Below are 14,576 nucleotides of genomic sequence, written 5' to 3'. Positions count from 1 at the left end.
ACCCAACGGCACTGCGACCCCGGGGCTGTGGACGGCCCGTTGACCGGGAGGCGCCCCGCGCCGTAGAAGCCGCGCCTTATGCATTCTCGGAGACTTTCATGCTATCCATCGGTCAGCGCATCGCGAACGAACTGAATGTTCAGGAATGGCAGGTCAAGGCGGCCGTCGATCTGCTGGACGGCGGCTCCACCGTTCCCTTCATCGCGCGCTACCGCAAGGAAGTCACCGGCACCCTGGACGACGCGCAGCTGCGGACCCTGGAGGAGCGCCTGCGCTACCTTCGCGAGATGGAGGACCGCCGCAAGACGATCCTCGACAGCATCCGCGAACAGGGCAAGCTCACGGACGAGCTGGCGCTCCAGATCAACAACGCCGACACAAAGGCGCGCCTCGAAGACCTCTACCTGCCGTACAAGCCCAAGCGGCGCACCAAGGCGCAGATCGCCAAGGAGGCGGGTCTGGAGCCCCTGGCCGATCTTCTCCTGAGCGAGCCCGCCCGCGAGCCGAAGGAAGCGGCGGCCGCCTTCGTGAATGCCGAGAAGGAAGTCGCCACGCCCGAGGCGGCCCTGGAAGGCGCCCGTTCGATCCTGGTCGAGCGTTTCTCGGAAAACGCCGAGTTGCTGGGCTCCCTGCGCGACATCTACTGGGAGCGAGGCAGCCTCACTTCCAAGGTCCGCGACGGCAAGCAGACGGACGGGGCGAAGTTCTCCGATTACTTCGACTTCGCCGAGCCGCTGACGAAGCTCCCCTCCCACCGCATCCTCGCGCTGTTCCGCGGGGAGAAGGAAGAAATCCTCGACCTGCGCATGGAGGAGGACAAGGACGCCGCCGAGCCTGGCTATGTCAGCCGCTACGAGGGCCGCACGGCGCTCGCCTTCGGCATCGTCGACCAGGGCCGTCCGGGGGACAAGTGGCTCCTGGAGACCGTGCGCTGGGCCTGGCGCACGAAGCTGCGGTTCTCCATCGAGCTCGACATGAAGATGAAGCTCTGGCAGCTCGCCGAGGACGAGGCCGTGAAGGTGTTCGCGGGCAACCTGCGCGACCTGCTGCTCGCGGCTCCCGCCGGCGCGCGCCCGACGCTCGGCCTCGACCCCGGATACCGCACCGGCGTGAAGGTGGCCGTGGTGGATGCGACCGGAAAGGTCGTGGCAACCGATACCATCTACCCGCACGAGCCGAAGCGCCAATGGGACGAATCGCTCGCGACGCTGGCGCGGCTCTGCCGCGTGCACAAGGTCGAACTCGTCGCCATCGGCAACGGCACGGCCTCGCGCGAGACAGACAAGCTCGCGGCCGAACTGGTGTCGAAGCACCCGGATCTGAAGCTCACCAAGATCATGGTCTCGGAGGCGGGCGCTTCCGTGTATTCCGCATCCGCCTTCGCCAGCCAGGAATTGCCGGGGCTCGACGTGTCCCTGCGTGGTGCCGTCTCCATCGCGCGCCGTCTGCAGGATCCGCTGGCGGAACTCGTGAAGATCGACCCGAAATCGATCGGCGTCGGGCAGTACCAGCACGATCTCGCCGAATACAAGCTCTCGCGCTCCCTCGATGCGGTGGTGGAGGATTGCGTGAACGCGGTCGGCGTCGATCTCAACACCGCGTCCGCGCCGCTTCTCTCCCGCGTGTCGGGTCTCGGCGAGTGGGTGGCGAAGAACATCGTCGAGCACCGCGATGCCAATGGTCCGTTCAAGACCCGCAAGGCGCTCACCAAGGTGTCGGGCCTCGGTCCGAAGACCTTCGAGCAGGCGGCCGGCTTCCTGCGCATTCCCAACGGCGACGACCCGCTCGATGCCTCCGGCGTCCATCCGGAAGCCTATCCGGTGGTGCGCCGCATTCTTGAGGCCACGAAGAGCGATATCAAGGTCGTGATCGGCAACGGGGCCGTCCTGAAGAAGCTCAACCCGCAGGCCTTCACGGACGAGAAGTTCGGCGTGCCGACCGTGAAGGACATCCTGAGCGAACTCGAGAAGCCCGGCCGCGATCCGCGCCCCGAATTCAAGACCGCCACCTTCATGGAGGGCGTGGAGAAGATCAGCGACCTCAAGCCCGGGATGATGCTGGAAGGGGTCGTGACCAACGTGGCCGCGTTCGGCGCCTTCGTCGACGTGGGCGTGCACCAGGACGGGCTCGTGCACATCTCGGCGCTGGCCGACACCTTCGTGAAGGACCCGCGCACCGTCGTGAAGCCGGGCGACATCGTGAAGGTGAAGGTGCTCGAGGTCGACGTTCCGAGGAAGCGCATCTCGCTGTCCATGCGCATGAGCGACCCGGCCGAGAAGCGGCCTCAGGGCCGGCAGGACGACAACCGGGCCGCGTTCCAGAAGCACCGTTCCCAGGCAGAGCGGAAGCCGGCTCCGCAGGCCCAAGCCTCCGGCGGCGCCCTGGCCGATGCCCTGCGCCGGGCTGCGATGACGGGCGGCAAGGACAAGAGCGGCCGGAAATAAGCCCGACTGGGGCGGCTTGTGGCCGCCCCTGAACTGTTTTAGAAGCGACATGTCTCACGGGGAGCCTATGCGGGGCTGAGAGGTGGCAGGGCCACCGACCCGTCGAACCTGATCCGGGTCATGCCGGCGGAGGGAATGAGCATGCGACATCGCCAGAAAAGCCATGCCCCGTGCAATCTGCGCCGCCGGTCCGGCCTGCCTCATGCATGGGAGCGCCCCTGATGTTACGCCGACTTCTTCTCACCCTCGCGACGCTTGGGCTCGCGACGGGCCTTGCCCAAGCCCAGACCAAACCGACGCTCACGGTCTACACCTATAGCTCGTTCGCCGGAAAATACGGTCCCGGCAAGACCGTCAAGGAGCGTTTCGAGGCGACCTGCGGCTGCGAGCTGACCTGGGTCACGGCCGAGGACGCCGGAAGCCTGCTCGGGCGGCTGCGGCTTGAGGGCGAGAACACCAAGGCCGACGTGGTGGTCGGTCTCGACATGAATCTCATGGCCGAGGCCAAGTCCCTCAACCTCTTCGCCCCCCACGGCGTGAATGACAGGGATCTGGCACTTCCTATCACATGGAGTGACAGCACCTTCCTTCCCTTCGACTGGGGCTATTACGCCTTCGTGTACGATGCCAACAAGCTCGCCCATCCGCCCAAGAGCCTGAAGGAGCTGGTCGAGGATCCGAACGGCCCGAAGGTGGTCCTGCAGGATCCCCGCACCAGCGCTCCGGGCCTCGGCCTCCTGCTCTGGATGCAGAAGATCTATGGCGACCAAGCCGGCGCGGCCTGGGGCAAGCTCAAGCCCCGCATCGTCACCTTCACCAAGGGCTGGTCCGAGGCCTATGGCCTGTTCCTGAAGGGCGAAGCCGACATGGTGATGTCCTACACCACCTCCCCGGCCTATCACATCGTCGCGGAGAAGAAGGACAACTACAAGGCTGCCGCCTTTACGGAAGGGCACTATCTCCACGTGGAGCTGGCCGGCATGACCCGCACGACGAAGCAGCCGGACCTCGCCAAGCAGTTCATGGCCTTCATCCTCAGCGAGCCGTTCCAGTCGGCCATGCCCGAGGGCAACTGGATGATGCCGGCCAAGACCCCGGCCTCCGGCTTGCCCGATGCCTTCAGGACCCTCGTGCAGCCGGACAAGGCGCTTCTCTTCACCCCCGAGGAGGTGCAGCAGAACCGCCGCGCCTTCACGGATGCCTGGCTCAACGCCACCGCGCGCTGATCGCCGCCCATGGTCCTGAAGCTGCCCCATCCCGGAAGCCTGGTGGCCTTCGCCATCGTGAGTCTGGTTGCCGGCGGCTTCGTAGCCCTCGCCACGGTCGATGGAGGGACGCCCGCGCTTCTCTCCATCGGCCCCTATCTCGGACGCGTGCTCGCCTTCTCCGTCGTCCAGGCCCTGCTCTCGACCGCGCTCTCCCTCGTCCTCGGGATCGGCCTGGCGCTCGCGCTGGCGCGCCGGAGGTTCCCGGGGCGCAATCTCGTCCTGGCCGTCTTGAGCACCACGATGGTGCTGCCGACCATCGTGGCCGTGTTCGCGGTCTTCGCCGTCTACGGCCGCAGTGGATGGCTCGCCGAAGGGCTCGCGCTTCTCGGCTGGAAGAGCGGCTTCAGCATCTTCGGCTATCCGGGCATCCTGATCGCGCACGTATTCCTGAACGGCCCCTTCGTGGCGCGGATCGCCCTCGACGGATTGAACCAGGTCCCGGCCGAGCATTGGCGCCTCGCGGGCGCCTTGGGCTTCACACCCGCTCAAGTGTTCCGCCATCTCGACTGGCCGGTGCTGCGGGCGGAGCTGCCCGGCATAGCGGGCCTGATCTTCCTCATGTGCTTCAAGAGCTTCGCCATCGTGCTGGCGCTCGGTGGCGGACCGAGCCGGTCCACCCTCGAGGTGGCGATCTACGAGGCGCTCAAGATCGATCTCGATTTCGGCCGCGTCGCCTGGCTTGCCCTGATCCAGCTCGCGATCTGCCTGTCGATGACGGGTCTGCTCCACTGGGCCTTCACGCGCCCTCCCGTCGGCCACACGATCCGCAGCCTCGTCCGTCGCCCCGATGCGAAGAACCGGCGTCTGAAGATCCTCGACGTCTTCGTGCTCGTCGTCAGCGCCCTGTTCATCGGGCCGCTGGCCTTCAGCGTGCTGACGGGGTTTCGCAGCCTTGCCGCCGTAATCGATGCCGATCTGCTGCGCGCCTTCGTCACGAGCCTGACGATTGCGAGCTGCGCCGCCATCCTGGCCTGCCTCCTCGCTTATGCGCTCGCCTCCGCGGCGCGACGGCAGCGCATCGTCCTGCGCTCGCCGCGGATCGCAGCCTTCTACGACCTGCTGCCCGATACGATGCTTGCCGTTCCGCCCTTCGCGCTGACCGCCGGCCTGTTCCTGCTGATCCGGCGCTTTGGCGACCCCTCGACGGCGGGCTTCATCCTGCTCCCCCTCATCAACGGGCTCGCCGCCGTGCCCTTCGCCTATCGCTACGTGGCGCCGCATCTCCTCACCACAGAAGAGCGGTACGGCCGCGTCGCCGCGTCTCTCGGCCTCACCGGCTGGTCGAAGCTGACGATCATGGACTGGCCCGCTCTCAAGCGCCCGCTTGCGGCGGGCTTCGCGCTCGCCATGGCCCTGTCCTTCGGCGATTTCGGCATCGTCGCGCTGTTCGGCGGTACGGAGCTGGTGACCCTGCCCTATCTCCTCTACGAGCGTCTCGGCGCCTACCGCCTGGACGAGGCCTCGAGCATCGGCCTCGTCATCGTCCTCTTGGCCGTCCTGCTCGCTCACGTTTCCGGTCGATTGTCCCATGCTGGTGATTGAGAATTGCCGCCTGACCTGGCCGGATTTCGCGGCCGATTACACGCTGACCGTGCCGGCGGGACATCTCTGCGCCGTCATCGGCCCGTCGGGCGGCGGCAAGACCACCCTGCTCCACATGATCGCCGGGTTCGAGGTCCCTGAGAGCGGCACCCTGACCTTCGACGGACAAGATCTCCTGCCGCTGGAGCCGGCCAAGCGCCCGGCGGCCATCGTGTTCCAGGACCACAACCTGTTTCCGCATCTGAGCGCCGCGCAGAATGTCGGCCTGGGCCTGCGCCCTTCCCTGCGCTTGAGCGCGGACGAGAAGCGCCTCGTCGGCGAGATGCTCGATGCTGTCGGCCTCGACGGATTCGACGATCGCAAGCCGGGCGAGATGTCGGGTGGGCAGCGTCAGCGGGTGGCGCTGGCGCGCGCGCTCGTCTCCGGCCGTCCGCTCATTCTCCTCGACGAGCCCTTCAGCAGCCTCGATCCTGCGCTCCGCCGCGACATGATCCTGCTCGTCGATTCCCTGCGGCGCAGGCGCCCGGTCACGATCCTCATGACGATCCACACGCCCGAGGACGTGGCCGATGTGGCCGACCAGATGGCCTTCGTGGCCGACGGACGCGTCGTGTCCTCAGGCAAACCCGCCGACATTCTCACGAGCGCGCTCGCGCCGAGGATTGCGGCGGCTGTGTCGAATTCGTGAGGGATGACAAACACCACGTCATCACCGGGCTCGTCCCGGTGATCTTGATCGGAAAGGCGCGGCGTTTCAGCGTATCGGGATGGCCGGGACAAGCCCGGCCATGACATCGGTGGGTGTCATTTCCGGCCGGAGTGCGGCGTCACCCCCGCCCGGCGAGCACCGACATGCCCGAGGCATCGAACACGTGCAGGGCCCGGCGCGGCACGTGGGCCGTGTAGGAACCGCCGGGCGCCGCATCGGTTTCGCCCGGGGCGCGGACGATCACGTCGTCGCCGCTCGCGAGCCTCATGTAGACATAGCTCGACTCGCCGAGCTGCTCGACCGCGTCGATGGTGCCGCGCAGCGAGGTCGCATCGGCTCCGCCCACTTCCATGTGCTCGGGCCGGATACCGATGGTCACGGAATCGCCCGCCGACAGGCTGCCCGTTCTCACATCCACCAATGCTTCCGTTCCGGCGAACCCGATGGTGGCGCTGCTGCCCTCGACACGCAGGACCTGCCCCTTGATGAAGTTCATCCGCGGCGAGCCGATGAAGCCTGCGACGAACAGGTTGCGAGGGAAGCGGTAGAGCTCCAGAGGCGCGCCGACCTGCTCGATCCGGCCGTGATTCATCACCACGATCTTGGACGCGAGCGTCATCGCCTCAACCTGGTCGTGGGTGACGTAGATCATCGTGGCGCCGAGGTCGCGGTGCAGCTTGGCGATCTCGAGGCGCGTGTTGACGCGCAGCGCCGCATCGAGATTCGACAGCGGCTCGTCGAACAGGAAGACGCTCGGGTTGCGCACGATGGCCCGGCCGATGGCCACGCGCTGGCGCTGACCGCCCGACAGCTCGCGCGGCTTGCGGTCGAGGAGCGGGGTGAGCTTCAAAATTTCCGCCGCCTGCCGTACGCGCCGGTCCACCTCGGCCTTGTCCGTCTTGGCGAATTTCAGCCCGAAGGCCATGTTCTTGTAGACGTTCATATGCGGGTAGAGCGCATAGGACTGGAACACCATGGCGATCTTGCGATCCGCCGGCGGCAGCTCGTTCACCCGCCGGCTGTCGATCCTGATCTCGCCGCCACTCACCGTCTCCAGGCCGGCGATGATGCGAAGCAACGTGGATTTGCCGCAGCCGGACGGACCGACGAAGACGACGAACTCACCGTCGTCGACGGAAAGATCGATGTCGCGCAGGATCTCCGTTGCGCCGAAGGATTTGGCCACACCATGCAGGGAAACATCAGCCATCGCGGTCAATTCCAACCATGAATCGTCACTTCACCGCGCCGGCCGTGAGGCCACGCACGAGATAGCGCGAGAAGACGAGATAAAGGACGAGCACGGGAGCGATCGCCAGGGTGAGCGAGGCGAGAACAGCGTTCCAGTCCGTCACGTACTGGCCGATGAATTGCTGGACGCCCAGGGTGATCGTCTGCTTGCCGTCGCCGGGCGCCAGGATCAGCGGGAACCAGAGATCGTTCCAGACCGGCACCATGGTGAACACGGCCACCGTCGCGATGGCCGGGCTGATGAGCGGCAGGATGATGCTGAAGAAGATCCGGTATTCGCTCACCCCGTCGCAGCGGGCCGCATCGCGCAGGTCCTTCGGGATCTGCTGGATGAACTCGCCGAGGATCAGGATGGCGAGCGGCAAGCCTTGTGCCACGTAGACGAGGATCAGCGCCGTGAGCGTGTTGACGAGGTTCAGCTCCACCATCATGCGCAGGATACTGACACTGCCGAGGCGGATCGGCACCATGATGCCGATGGCAAGATAGAGGCTCAGCAGCGTGTTGCCGGGAAACCTGTATTCCGTCAGCGCCCAGGCGGCCATGGCGCCGATGAGCACGATCAGCACGAGGGAGACCAAGGTGACCGTCAGGCTGTTGAAGAAATAGAGCCCGAAATCCGCATTGGCGAAAACCCGGTCGAACCCGATGGTGGTGAAGGTCTGGCCGTTGGGCAGCCCGAGCGGATCGGCGAAGATCGCGCGCCGCGTCTTGAAGGCGTTGACCAGGATGAGGAGGATCGGTCCGAGCGCCAGGATCGTGTAGAGAATCAAGGCGATGTGAACGGCGATGCGGCCGGGCCTGACGGTTGTTCCCATGGCGTCCTCAGAACGTGTGCCGCTGCAGCCGCCGCTGCACGCCGAAGAGATAGATCAGCACGCCGATCAGGATGATGACGAGCATGGCGGTCGCCACCGCGGCTCCCATGGTCGGACTGCCGACCTGGAGCTGGAAGCCGAAGAAGGTGCGGTAGAAGAACGTGCCGAGAATGTCGGTCGAGAAGTTTGGGCCCGCGAGCGCGCCCTTGATCGCGTAGATCAGGTCGAACGCATTGAAGTTGGCGACGAAGGTGAGGATCGACACGACGCCGAGCGTCGGCAGGATGAGCGGCAGGCGCACGAACCAGAACACGCTGAAGGGCCCCGCCCCGTCGACGGTGGCGGCGTCGAGGAGATCGTCGGGAATGTTCAGGAGCGCCGCATAGATCAGCATCATGGGAATGCCGACGAACTGCCAGACCGAGATGAGCGAGACGGTGAGCAGGGCGGTCGATTCCTGGCCGAGCCAGGGACCGAAGAGGCTCCCCAGGCCCACGGCCTTGAGAAGGCTCGGTGCGATGCCCCAGAGCGGATTGAGGATGAGCTGCCAGATGAAGCCGATGATGACGACGGACAGCATGGTGGGCAGGAAGATGAGCGTGCGGTAGAGGCTGCCGCCGGTGAGGCGCGGCAGGCTGAGCAGCATGGCGAGCCCCAGGCCGATGCCGTTCTGCACCACCATGTGGATCAGGAAGAAGATCAGGTTGTTGCGCAGCGCGTTCCAGAACTGACCCGACCAGTTGGGATCGGCCAGCAGGGTGCGGAAGTTCTGCAGCCCGACGAAGCTGCGGATGCCGGCCTCGTCGCCCGCGTAAAGGCTCAGGCGGATCGTGTCGATCAGCGGATAGATCGAGAACAGCGTGTAGATCGCAACCGCCGGCGCGAGAAAGACCGCGATATGGACGGGAAAGCGCGAGCGGACCCGCCCCGCATCCGTCGACCGAACCTGTGAAGCCGTGAGATCCGTCATGCTGCTCCGGGCCGAAGGAGAAGGAAAAGCGGGCCGCCTTTCGGAAGCGGCCCGCCCTGTCGCGTGTCGGCTCTTACTTCTTGTGCGGCTCATACCAGCTGGCGAGGCCGTCCTCGGCCTTCTTGGCGGCCTCTTCCGGCTTCATGCTGCCGTTCATCACCTGGGCGCTCACGTTCCAAAGCTCGTTCTCGAGGTTCGGCGTGCCGCGCGACAGGATCTGGTAGGAGTTGCGGATCGAGCTTTCGCAGGTGCCGCGCCAGCCGACGAACTTCGCCGCGACCGGGTCCTTCACCTCGACCTTCGCCTTGGAGAGCGGGAAGAAGCCCGGCAGCTCGTTGGCGTAGATCTCGGCGAATTCAGGCGAGGCCACCCACGACAGGAAGGCCTTGGCCGCGTCCATGTTCTTGGACTTGGCGTTGATGCCGATCGCGATATCCGTGTGGTCGCTGATGTAGCACTTGTCGCCGTCCTTCACGACCGGCGGCGCGAAGGCGTCGAACTGGAAATCGGCCTGCTTGCGGAAGATCGGCACGTCCCAGGAGCCGGCCGGGTAGATCGCCGCGCGGCCGAGCGTGAACAGGTTCTGCGTGTCCGGATATTTCTGCGACTTGTAGCCGTCGCCCATGTAGGGCGCCCAGCTCGCCAGTTCCTTGAACACGTCCACATAGGCCGGGTCGGTGAATTTCTGCTTGCCCTCGATGAGCGCCTTGCGGCCCTCCTCGCCCTTCCAGTAGTTCACGCCGATGTTCTGGAAGCCCATGGTGGCGGCCTCCCATTGATCGGCCGTGCCCATGGCGATCGGCGTGTACTTGCCGTCGGCCTTGATCTTGTCGAGCACCGCGTGGAACTCGGCCACCGTCTTCGGCGGCGTGAGCTTCAGCTCGTCGAAGATCTCCTTGTTGAAGACGAAGCCGTGGATCACCGAGGCCATCGGCATGCAGAACGTGGTCTTGCCGTCGTCCGTGGACCAGGCGCTCTTGGCCACGTCGGAAAAGTTCTCGATGCCCTTCACGTCGTTGACGGAGACCAGGCTGCCCTTCTTGAACAGGTCCAGGGAGGCGTCGAACGGGCGGCAGGTGATGAGGTCGCCCGCCGTGCCGCCGGCAAGACGCGCGTTCAGGGCGGCGTTGTACTCGGTCGGCGGGTCGGCCTTGAACTGCACCTTGATGTCGGGGTGCTTCTTGTTGAAGGCCGGAATGATCTTGGTGTTCCAGACATCCGCGTCGTCGTTGCGCCAGCTCTCGATGGTGAGCGTCTGGGCGGACGCGGCATGGGCGAAAGCAAGGGCCGACGCGGCCACCGAGGCGCCCGCGAGCAGCCGTCCTGCGCGGCGCAGAAACGCTTTCGAATGGAGTTTCTTCATCGTCTTCTTCCTCCGTGACCGAGAGGCGCTCTGGACGCCCCTGATGATGATGGCCTTCTGATTGTCCCGTGCCGATTTATTGCATTCTTGTGCCCGCCGACGGACCAGCCTGACTGTTCCACCGGAAGGCTCTTTGGACAAGTGACCTCATATTGGTATCGGCAAAAACCAAAGACAACTCCTCTTTATGGACACGGTGCACATTTTGCCGGCTCTGCTTTTCCGTTGCTTTGCGCTCTTGGGAAATGTTCGTTGACGGGCCTGTGGACAACACGGCTGGGGTTTCCATCCCGGTGCCCCTTCCCGAACTGGACATTAAGTGGCATGGTGCCTGTCCGTAAGATCGACTCCGAGATCCCATTGCATGACCGACCTTCTGTTCCTTGGCATTGACGGTGGCGGCACCAAGTGCCGGGCCCGGCTGCGCGATGCGAAGGGAACGCTTCTGGGCGAGGGAACGGGCGGTCCGTCCAACTTACGCCTCGATCCCGAACTGGTCTGGAACTCGCTCCTGACCGCCTGCCGCGAGGCGCTCGCGCAGGCGGGGCTTCAGGAGAGCGATCTCGAGCGCATCCATGCCGGCATGGGAGCGGCCGGTGCCGGGCAGACCAGCGCGGTCGAGCGCCTTCTGTCGCACGCTCATCCCTTCGCCTCCTTCGAGATCGAGACCGACGCCCACACGGCCTGGCTCGGCGCCTTCAACGGCGGCGACGGGGCCATCCTGATCGTCGGCACCGGCTCCTGCGGCTATGGCGGTACCAGCGGCCAGTGCCATTATGTCGGCGGCTGGGGCTACGAGATTTCCGATGAAGGCAGCGGCGCCTCCATCGGGCGCGAATTGCTGCGCCGCTGCATCTGGGCCTATGACGGCCGCACGGCCTCGACGCCGCTCTCCGAGGCGGTTCTGGCCGAGTTCAAGAACGACCTTGAAATCCTGGTCGACTGGGTCGGCAGGGCCCGCCCGGCCGATTACGGACGCTATGCGCCGCTCGTCCTGCAGCATGCGGAACGGCGCGATCCGCTTGGCATCGCCATCATCGAGGACGCGGCCGCCGGACTGAGCGCGATCGGCATGCGCCTGCTCGATCTCGGCGCTCCCGCGATCTGTCTCTTCGGCGGATTGTCGGCGCCGCTCCGTCCCTGGCTCTCGCCACCCGTGCAGCGAACCATCGCGGAACCCATGGCCGACGCGCTCGACGGCGCCATTCTGCTCGCCCGCATGGCCCTCCGGGAGCGGCGGCCATGAACGAGCAGTCCAGCGAGCCTCTCGCCTTCGTCCCCCTGGACGAAGGCAACCCCACGCCGCTCTATCTCCAGCTTCAGCAATCCATCGAGGAGGCGGTCCGCAAGGGAGCGCTCAAGGCCGATGCGGCCCTTCCGGGCGAACGGGATCTCGCCAAGCAGCTCGGCATTTCGCGCGTTACGGTGCGTAAGGCCATTACCGGCTTGGTGCAGAAGGGCGTGCTCGTCCAGCGCTGGGGATCGGGCACCTTCATCGCGCCGCAGATGCGTCTCGAACAGCCCCTGTCACGCCTGTCGAGTTTCACCGACGACATGTCGGCCCGCGGACTGAACTCCTCGGCCGTGATGCTGAGCCGCTCGACCGGGCAGGCCTCGACCGACGAGCTCATGGCGCTCGGCCTCTCGCCGGGAGACCTCGTCAGCCGCGTCAACCGCCTGCGCCTCGCCAACGGCATTCCCATGGCGATCGAGAACGCGGTCATCCCCTCGAAGGTCCTGCCCGATCCCTCCCTCGTCAAGCAATCGCTCTATGCGGTGCTGCACGAGCAGGGCTTCATGCCGACCCGCGCCCTGCAACGCCTGCATGCGGTTCTCCTCAACGAGGAACAGGCCGAGCTGCTCGGCGTTGCGCCTCAGAGTCCCGCGCTCTACATCGAACGTCGCTCGTTCACCGCCGCGGGCGAAGTCGTCGAGTTCACCTCGTCCTACTACCGGGGCGATGCCTATGATTTCGTGGCCGAGCTGACCATCAGCCAGCCCGAACGGATGCACAATGATGATACCTGATACGAATGCTTCTTCCATGACGGCCATGCTGCGCGAGGCGCGGGAGGCGCCGGAGGTCGTGGCGCGCCTGCTTGAGAGCAACGCGCCCCTGTGCCGCGAGCTCGGCGAGCGCCTGCGCGCCTCCCCGCCGCCCTTCGCCGTCACCTGCGCGCGCGGCAGCTCCGACAATGCCGCGACCTTCGTCAAATATCTGCTCGAGATTCATTCCGGCCTCGTCACCGCCTCCGTCGGTCCGTCCGTGACCTCCGTCTACGAGGCGCGCCCGCGCATGCGCGACGCCCTCTTCCTCGCCGTGTCACAATCGGGCCGCAGCCCCGACATCCTCAACCTTGCCCAGGCCGGGCGCGACGACGGCGCCCTGACGGTCGCGCTCGTGAACGACACGACCTCGCCGCTCGCCTCCACCTGCGAGGTCGTGCTGCCGCTGCACGCCGGCCCCGAGAAGAGCGTGGCGGCCACGAAATCCTTCATCGCGGCACTCGCGGCCGGATTGCAGCTCGTGGCGCACTGGTCGCAGGACCGGGCGCTGCTCGAGGCCCTCGACACCCTGCCCGACGTGCTGGCGAAGGCCGCCGCGACCGACTGGTCGGCGGCGCTTCCGGTGCTCTCCGACGCCGACAACCTGTTCGTCGTCGGGCGCGGCGTGGGCTTCGCCGTCGCCCAGGAAGCCGCCCTCAAGCTCAAGGAAACCTCCGGCGTGCACGCCGAGGCGATGAGCGCCGCCGAGCTGATGCACGGCCCCTGGACCCTGGCGGGCGACCACTTCCCGATCCTGGTGCTCAGCCAGCGCGACGAGACCCTGAGCGGCGTCAACGATCTCGTGACGAAGCTGAACGAGCAGGGCGTGCCCGTCATCGTCGCCGGCGCCGCCGAGGGCGCGGCCAGCGTCGCCCTGCCGGGGGGCGAGGACGCGCATCCCTATCTCGCCCCCATCGCGCTCATCCAGAGCTTCTATCCGCTCGTGAATGCCATTGCCCTGGCGCGCGGCCGCAATCCCGACAGCCCGCCGCGCCTGCGCAAGGTGACGGAGACCGTGTGATGCCGATCGCCCTCGTGGGAGCCCGCGTCTTCGACGGCGCGCACATGCTCGACGGCCGCGCCGTCGTGATCGAGAACGGCCGCATCCTCGGCCTGCCGCCCGCGCAGGATCTCGGCGCCGGCATCGAGCAGCGCCGGGTCGAGGGCCTGCTCGCCCCCGGCTTCATCGACGTGCAGGTCAACGGCGGCGGCGGCGTGCTCTACAACGACGTGCGCACGGTCGAGGGCATCCGCACCATCGCCGCGGCGCACCGGGCCTTTGGCACCACGGGCCTGCTGCCGACCTTCATCACCGACACCCGCGAGACCATGGCGGAGGCCGTGGACGCGATGCGCCAGGCCCTGGCCGCGCGCGTCCCGGGCGTTCTCGGCATCCATCTGGAAGGCCCCTTCATCAGCCCCGAGCGCAAGGGCGTGCACAACCCCGCCTTCATCCGCCCGATGAAGGAGGAGGACCTTGCGATCCTGACCGCGCTGAGCGAGGGCTGCACGCTGGTGACGTTGGCGCCCGAGCGCACCGGCCTGGCGGCGATTGCGCGGCTGGCGGCAGCGGGCGTGCTGGTCTGCGCCGGGCACACGGCGGGTGACTACGCGACCATCGTGGAAGCGGCGCGCCATGGGCTACGCGGCTTCACGCATCTCTACAACGCGATGCCGCCCCTGGCCGGGCGCGATCCGGGCCCGGTGGGCGCGGCGCTCGACACCCCCGACACCTGGTGCGGGCTCATCGTCGACGGGCACCATGTGAGCGATGCGGCCCTGCGCGTGGCGATGGCCGCCAAGGGCACGGAGCACATGATGCTGGTGACCGACGCCATGGCGGTGACCGGCACCGATCTCACCGGCTTCGAGCTGCACGGCCGCACGATCTACCGCCGCGACGGCCGGCTTACGACGGCGGACGGCACGCTGGCGGGCTCCGACCTCGACATGGCGAGCGCCGTGCGCAACAGCGTCCAGCGGCTCGGCCTCGGCCTGCCCGAGGTGCTGCGCATGGCCTCGCTGATCCCGGCCCGGTTCCTGCGCCTCGACCACGAGCTGGGCCGCATCGCGCCCGGCTACCGCGCCGATCTCGTGCTTCTCGACGAGAGCCTCCACGTGCGGCAGACTTGGATCGGCGGAAGCAGCAACTGAACGGAGTTCTT

12 protein-coding genes and 1 riboswitch are annotated in these 14,576 nt (G+C 66.6%); of the genes, 8 read left to right on the top strand and 4 right to left on the bottom strand.

The window, feature by feature from the left end; translation table 11 throughout:
* The first annotated feature begins 98 nt into the window (after positions 1–98).
* The 4 genes from U0023_RS10740 to U0023_RS10725 all read left to right on the top strand — a co-directional run bounded on the left by U0023_RS10740 (position 99) and on the right by U0023_RS10725 (position 5,942).
* A complete protein-coding gene (locus tag U0023_RS10740) occupies positions 99–2,444 on the top strand; it encodes a Tex family protein (RefSeq protein WP_009493192.1) in 2,346 nt (781 codons plus the stop codon).
* A 47-nt stretch (positions 2,445–2,491) separates the two neighbouring features.
* A riboswitch (TPP riboswitch) is annotated at positions 2,492–2,597 on the top strand.
* Between the two features lie 68 nt (positions 2,598–2,665).
* Positions 2,666–3,670, top strand: coding sequence for a thiamine ABC transporter substrate binding subunit (gene thiB, locus U0023_RS10735; RefSeq protein WP_009493194.1), 1,005 nt, complete (start codon positions 2,666–2,668; stop codon positions 3,668–3,670).
* 9 nt (positions 3,671–3,679) lie between these two features.
* Positions 3,680–5,254 (top strand): ABC transporter permease subunit, encoded by a 1,575-nt coding sequence (locus U0023_RS10730; RefSeq protein ID WP_009493196.1) that lies wholly within the window; start codon positions 3,680–3,682, stop codon positions 5,252–5,254.
* Entirely contained in the window at positions 5,241–5,942 is a 702-nt protein-coding gene (locus tag U0023_RS10725) for a thiamine ABC transporter ATP-binding protein (RefSeq protein ID WP_009493198.1), read from the top strand. The genes U0023_RS10730 and U0023_RS10725 overlap by 14 nt, the downstream gene beginning before the upstream one ends.
* A gap of 139 nt (positions 5,943–6,081) precedes the next feature.
* Here U0023_RS10725 and U0023_RS10720 read toward each other — a convergent pair whose 3' ends face one another.
* The 4 genes from U0023_RS10720 to U0023_RS10705 all read right to left on the bottom strand — a co-directional run bounded on the left by U0023_RS10720 (position 6,082) and on the right by U0023_RS10705 (position 10,365).
* A complete protein-coding gene (locus U0023_RS10720; RefSeq protein WP_009493201.1) occupies positions 6,082–7,173 on the bottom strand; it encodes an ABC transporter ATP-binding protein in 1,092 nt (363 codons plus the stop codon).
* Positions 7,174–7,198: 25 nt separating this feature from the next.
* The gene (locus U0023_RS10715; protein ID WP_009493202.1) at positions 7,199–8,032 is read right to left on the bottom strand and encodes a carbohydrate ABC transporter permease; all 834 of its coding nucleotides are present in this window, start codon (positions 8,030–8,032) and stop codon (positions 7,199–7,201) included.
* Between the two features lie 7 nt (positions 8,033–8,039).
* The gene (locus U0023_RS10710; RefSeq protein ID WP_009493203.1) at positions 8,040–9,002 is read right to left on the bottom strand and encodes a carbohydrate ABC transporter permease; all 963 of its coding nucleotides are present in this window, start codon (positions 9,000–9,002) and stop codon (positions 8,040–8,042) included.
* Between the two features lie 73 nt (positions 9,003–9,075).
* The gene (locus U0023_RS10705; protein WP_009493206.1) at positions 9,076–10,365 is read right to left on the bottom strand and encodes an ABC transporter substrate-binding protein; all 1,290 of its coding nucleotides are present in this window, start codon (positions 10,363–10,365) and stop codon (positions 9,076–9,078) included.
* A 364-nt stretch (positions 10,366–10,729) separates the two neighbouring features.
* Here U0023_RS10705 and U0023_RS10700 point away from each other — a divergent pair, with 364 nt between their 5' ends.
* From U0023_RS10700 to nagA, 4 genes are read left to right on the top strand one after another with little or no spacing between them, the layout of a single operon-like run.
* A complete protein-coding gene (locus U0023_RS10700) occupies positions 10,730–11,611 on the top strand; it encodes a BadF/BadG/BcrA/BcrD ATPase family protein (RefSeq protein WP_009493208.1) in 882 nt (293 codons plus the stop codon).
* Positions 11,608–12,393, top strand: coding sequence for a GntR family transcriptional regulator (locus U0023_RS10695; RefSeq protein WP_009493210.1), 786 nt, complete (start codon positions 11,608–11,610; stop codon positions 12,391–12,393). Before U0023_RS10700 ends, U0023_RS10695 begins: the two co-directional genes overlap by 4 nt.
* The gene (locus U0023_RS10690; protein WP_009493211.1) at positions 12,380–13,432 is read left to right on the top strand and encodes an SIS domain-containing protein; all 1,053 of its coding nucleotides are present in this window, start codon (positions 12,380–12,382) and stop codon (positions 13,430–13,432) included. The genes U0023_RS10695 and U0023_RS10690 overlap by 14 nt, the downstream gene beginning before the upstream one ends.
* Complete coding sequence (nagA, locus tag U0023_RS10685; RefSeq protein ID WP_322883782.1) at positions 13,432–14,565, top strand: N-acetylglucosamine-6-phosphate deacetylase; 1,134 nt, start codon at positions 13,432–13,434, stop codon at positions 14,563–14,565. The genes U0023_RS10690 and nagA overlap by 1 nt, the downstream gene beginning before the upstream one ends.
* Positions 14,566–14,576 lie beyond the last annotated feature (11 nt).

Origin of the sequence: Microvirga lotononidis, assembly GCF_034627025.1 — a bacterium.
Taxonomy (GTDB): domain Bacteria; phylum Pseudomonadota; class Alphaproteobacteria; order Rhizobiales; family Beijerinckiaceae; genus Microvirga; species Microvirga lotononidis.
This window is presented reverse-complemented; position numbering and strand designations above follow the sequence as displayed.

What these genes read in the sequence shown, in the direction of transcription:
- U0023_RS10700 (WP_009493208.1), top strand. Translation starts at nt 10,730, where the DNA reads ATGACCGACCTTCTGTTCCTTGGCATTGACGGTGGCGGCACCAAGTGC.
- nagA (WP_322883782.1), top strand. Translation starts at nt 13,432, where the DNA reads ATGCCGATCGCCCTCGTGGGAGCCCGCGTCTTCGACGGCGCGCACATG.
- U0023_RS10705 (WP_009493206.1), bottom strand. Translation starts at nt 10,365, where the DNA reads ATGAAGAAACTCCATTCGAAAGCGTTTCTGCGCCGCGCAGGACGGCTG.
- U0023_RS10725 (WP_009493198.1), top strand. Translation starts at nt 5,241, where the DNA reads ATGCTGGTGATTGAGAATTGCCGCCTGACCTGGCCGGATTTCGCGGCC.
- U0023_RS10710 (WP_009493203.1), bottom strand. Translation starts at nt 9,002, where the DNA reads ATGACGGATCTCACGGCTTCACAGGTTCGGTCGACGGATGCGGGGCGG.
- U0023_RS10715 (WP_009493202.1), bottom strand. Translation starts at nt 8,032, where the DNA reads ATGGGAACAACCGTCAGGCCCGGCCGCATCGCCGTTCACATCGCCTTG.
- U0023_RS10730 (WP_009493196.1), top strand. Translation starts at nt 3,680, where the DNA reads ATGGTCCTGAAGCTGCCCCATCCCGGAAGCCTGGTGGCCTTCGCCATC.
- U0023_RS10720 (WP_009493201.1), bottom strand. Translation starts at nt 7,173, where the DNA reads ATGGCTGATGTTTCCCTGCATGGTGTGGCCAAATCCTTCGGCGCAACG.
- U0023_RS10695 (WP_009493210.1), top strand. Translation starts at nt 11,608, where the DNA reads ATGAACGAGCAGTCCAGCGAGCCTCTCGCCTTCGTCCCCCTGGACGAA.
- thiB (WP_009493194.1), top strand. Translation starts at nt 2,666, where the DNA reads ATGTTACGCCGACTTCTTCTCACCCTCGCGACGCTTGGGCTCGCGACG.
- U0023_RS10690 (WP_009493211.1), top strand. Translation starts at nt 12,380, where the DNA reads ATGATGATACCTGATACGAATGCTTCTTCCATGACGGCCATGCTGCGC.
- U0023_RS10740 (WP_009493192.1), top strand. Translation starts at nt 99, where the DNA reads ATGCTATCCATCGGTCAGCGCATCGCGAACGAACTGAATGTTCAGGAA.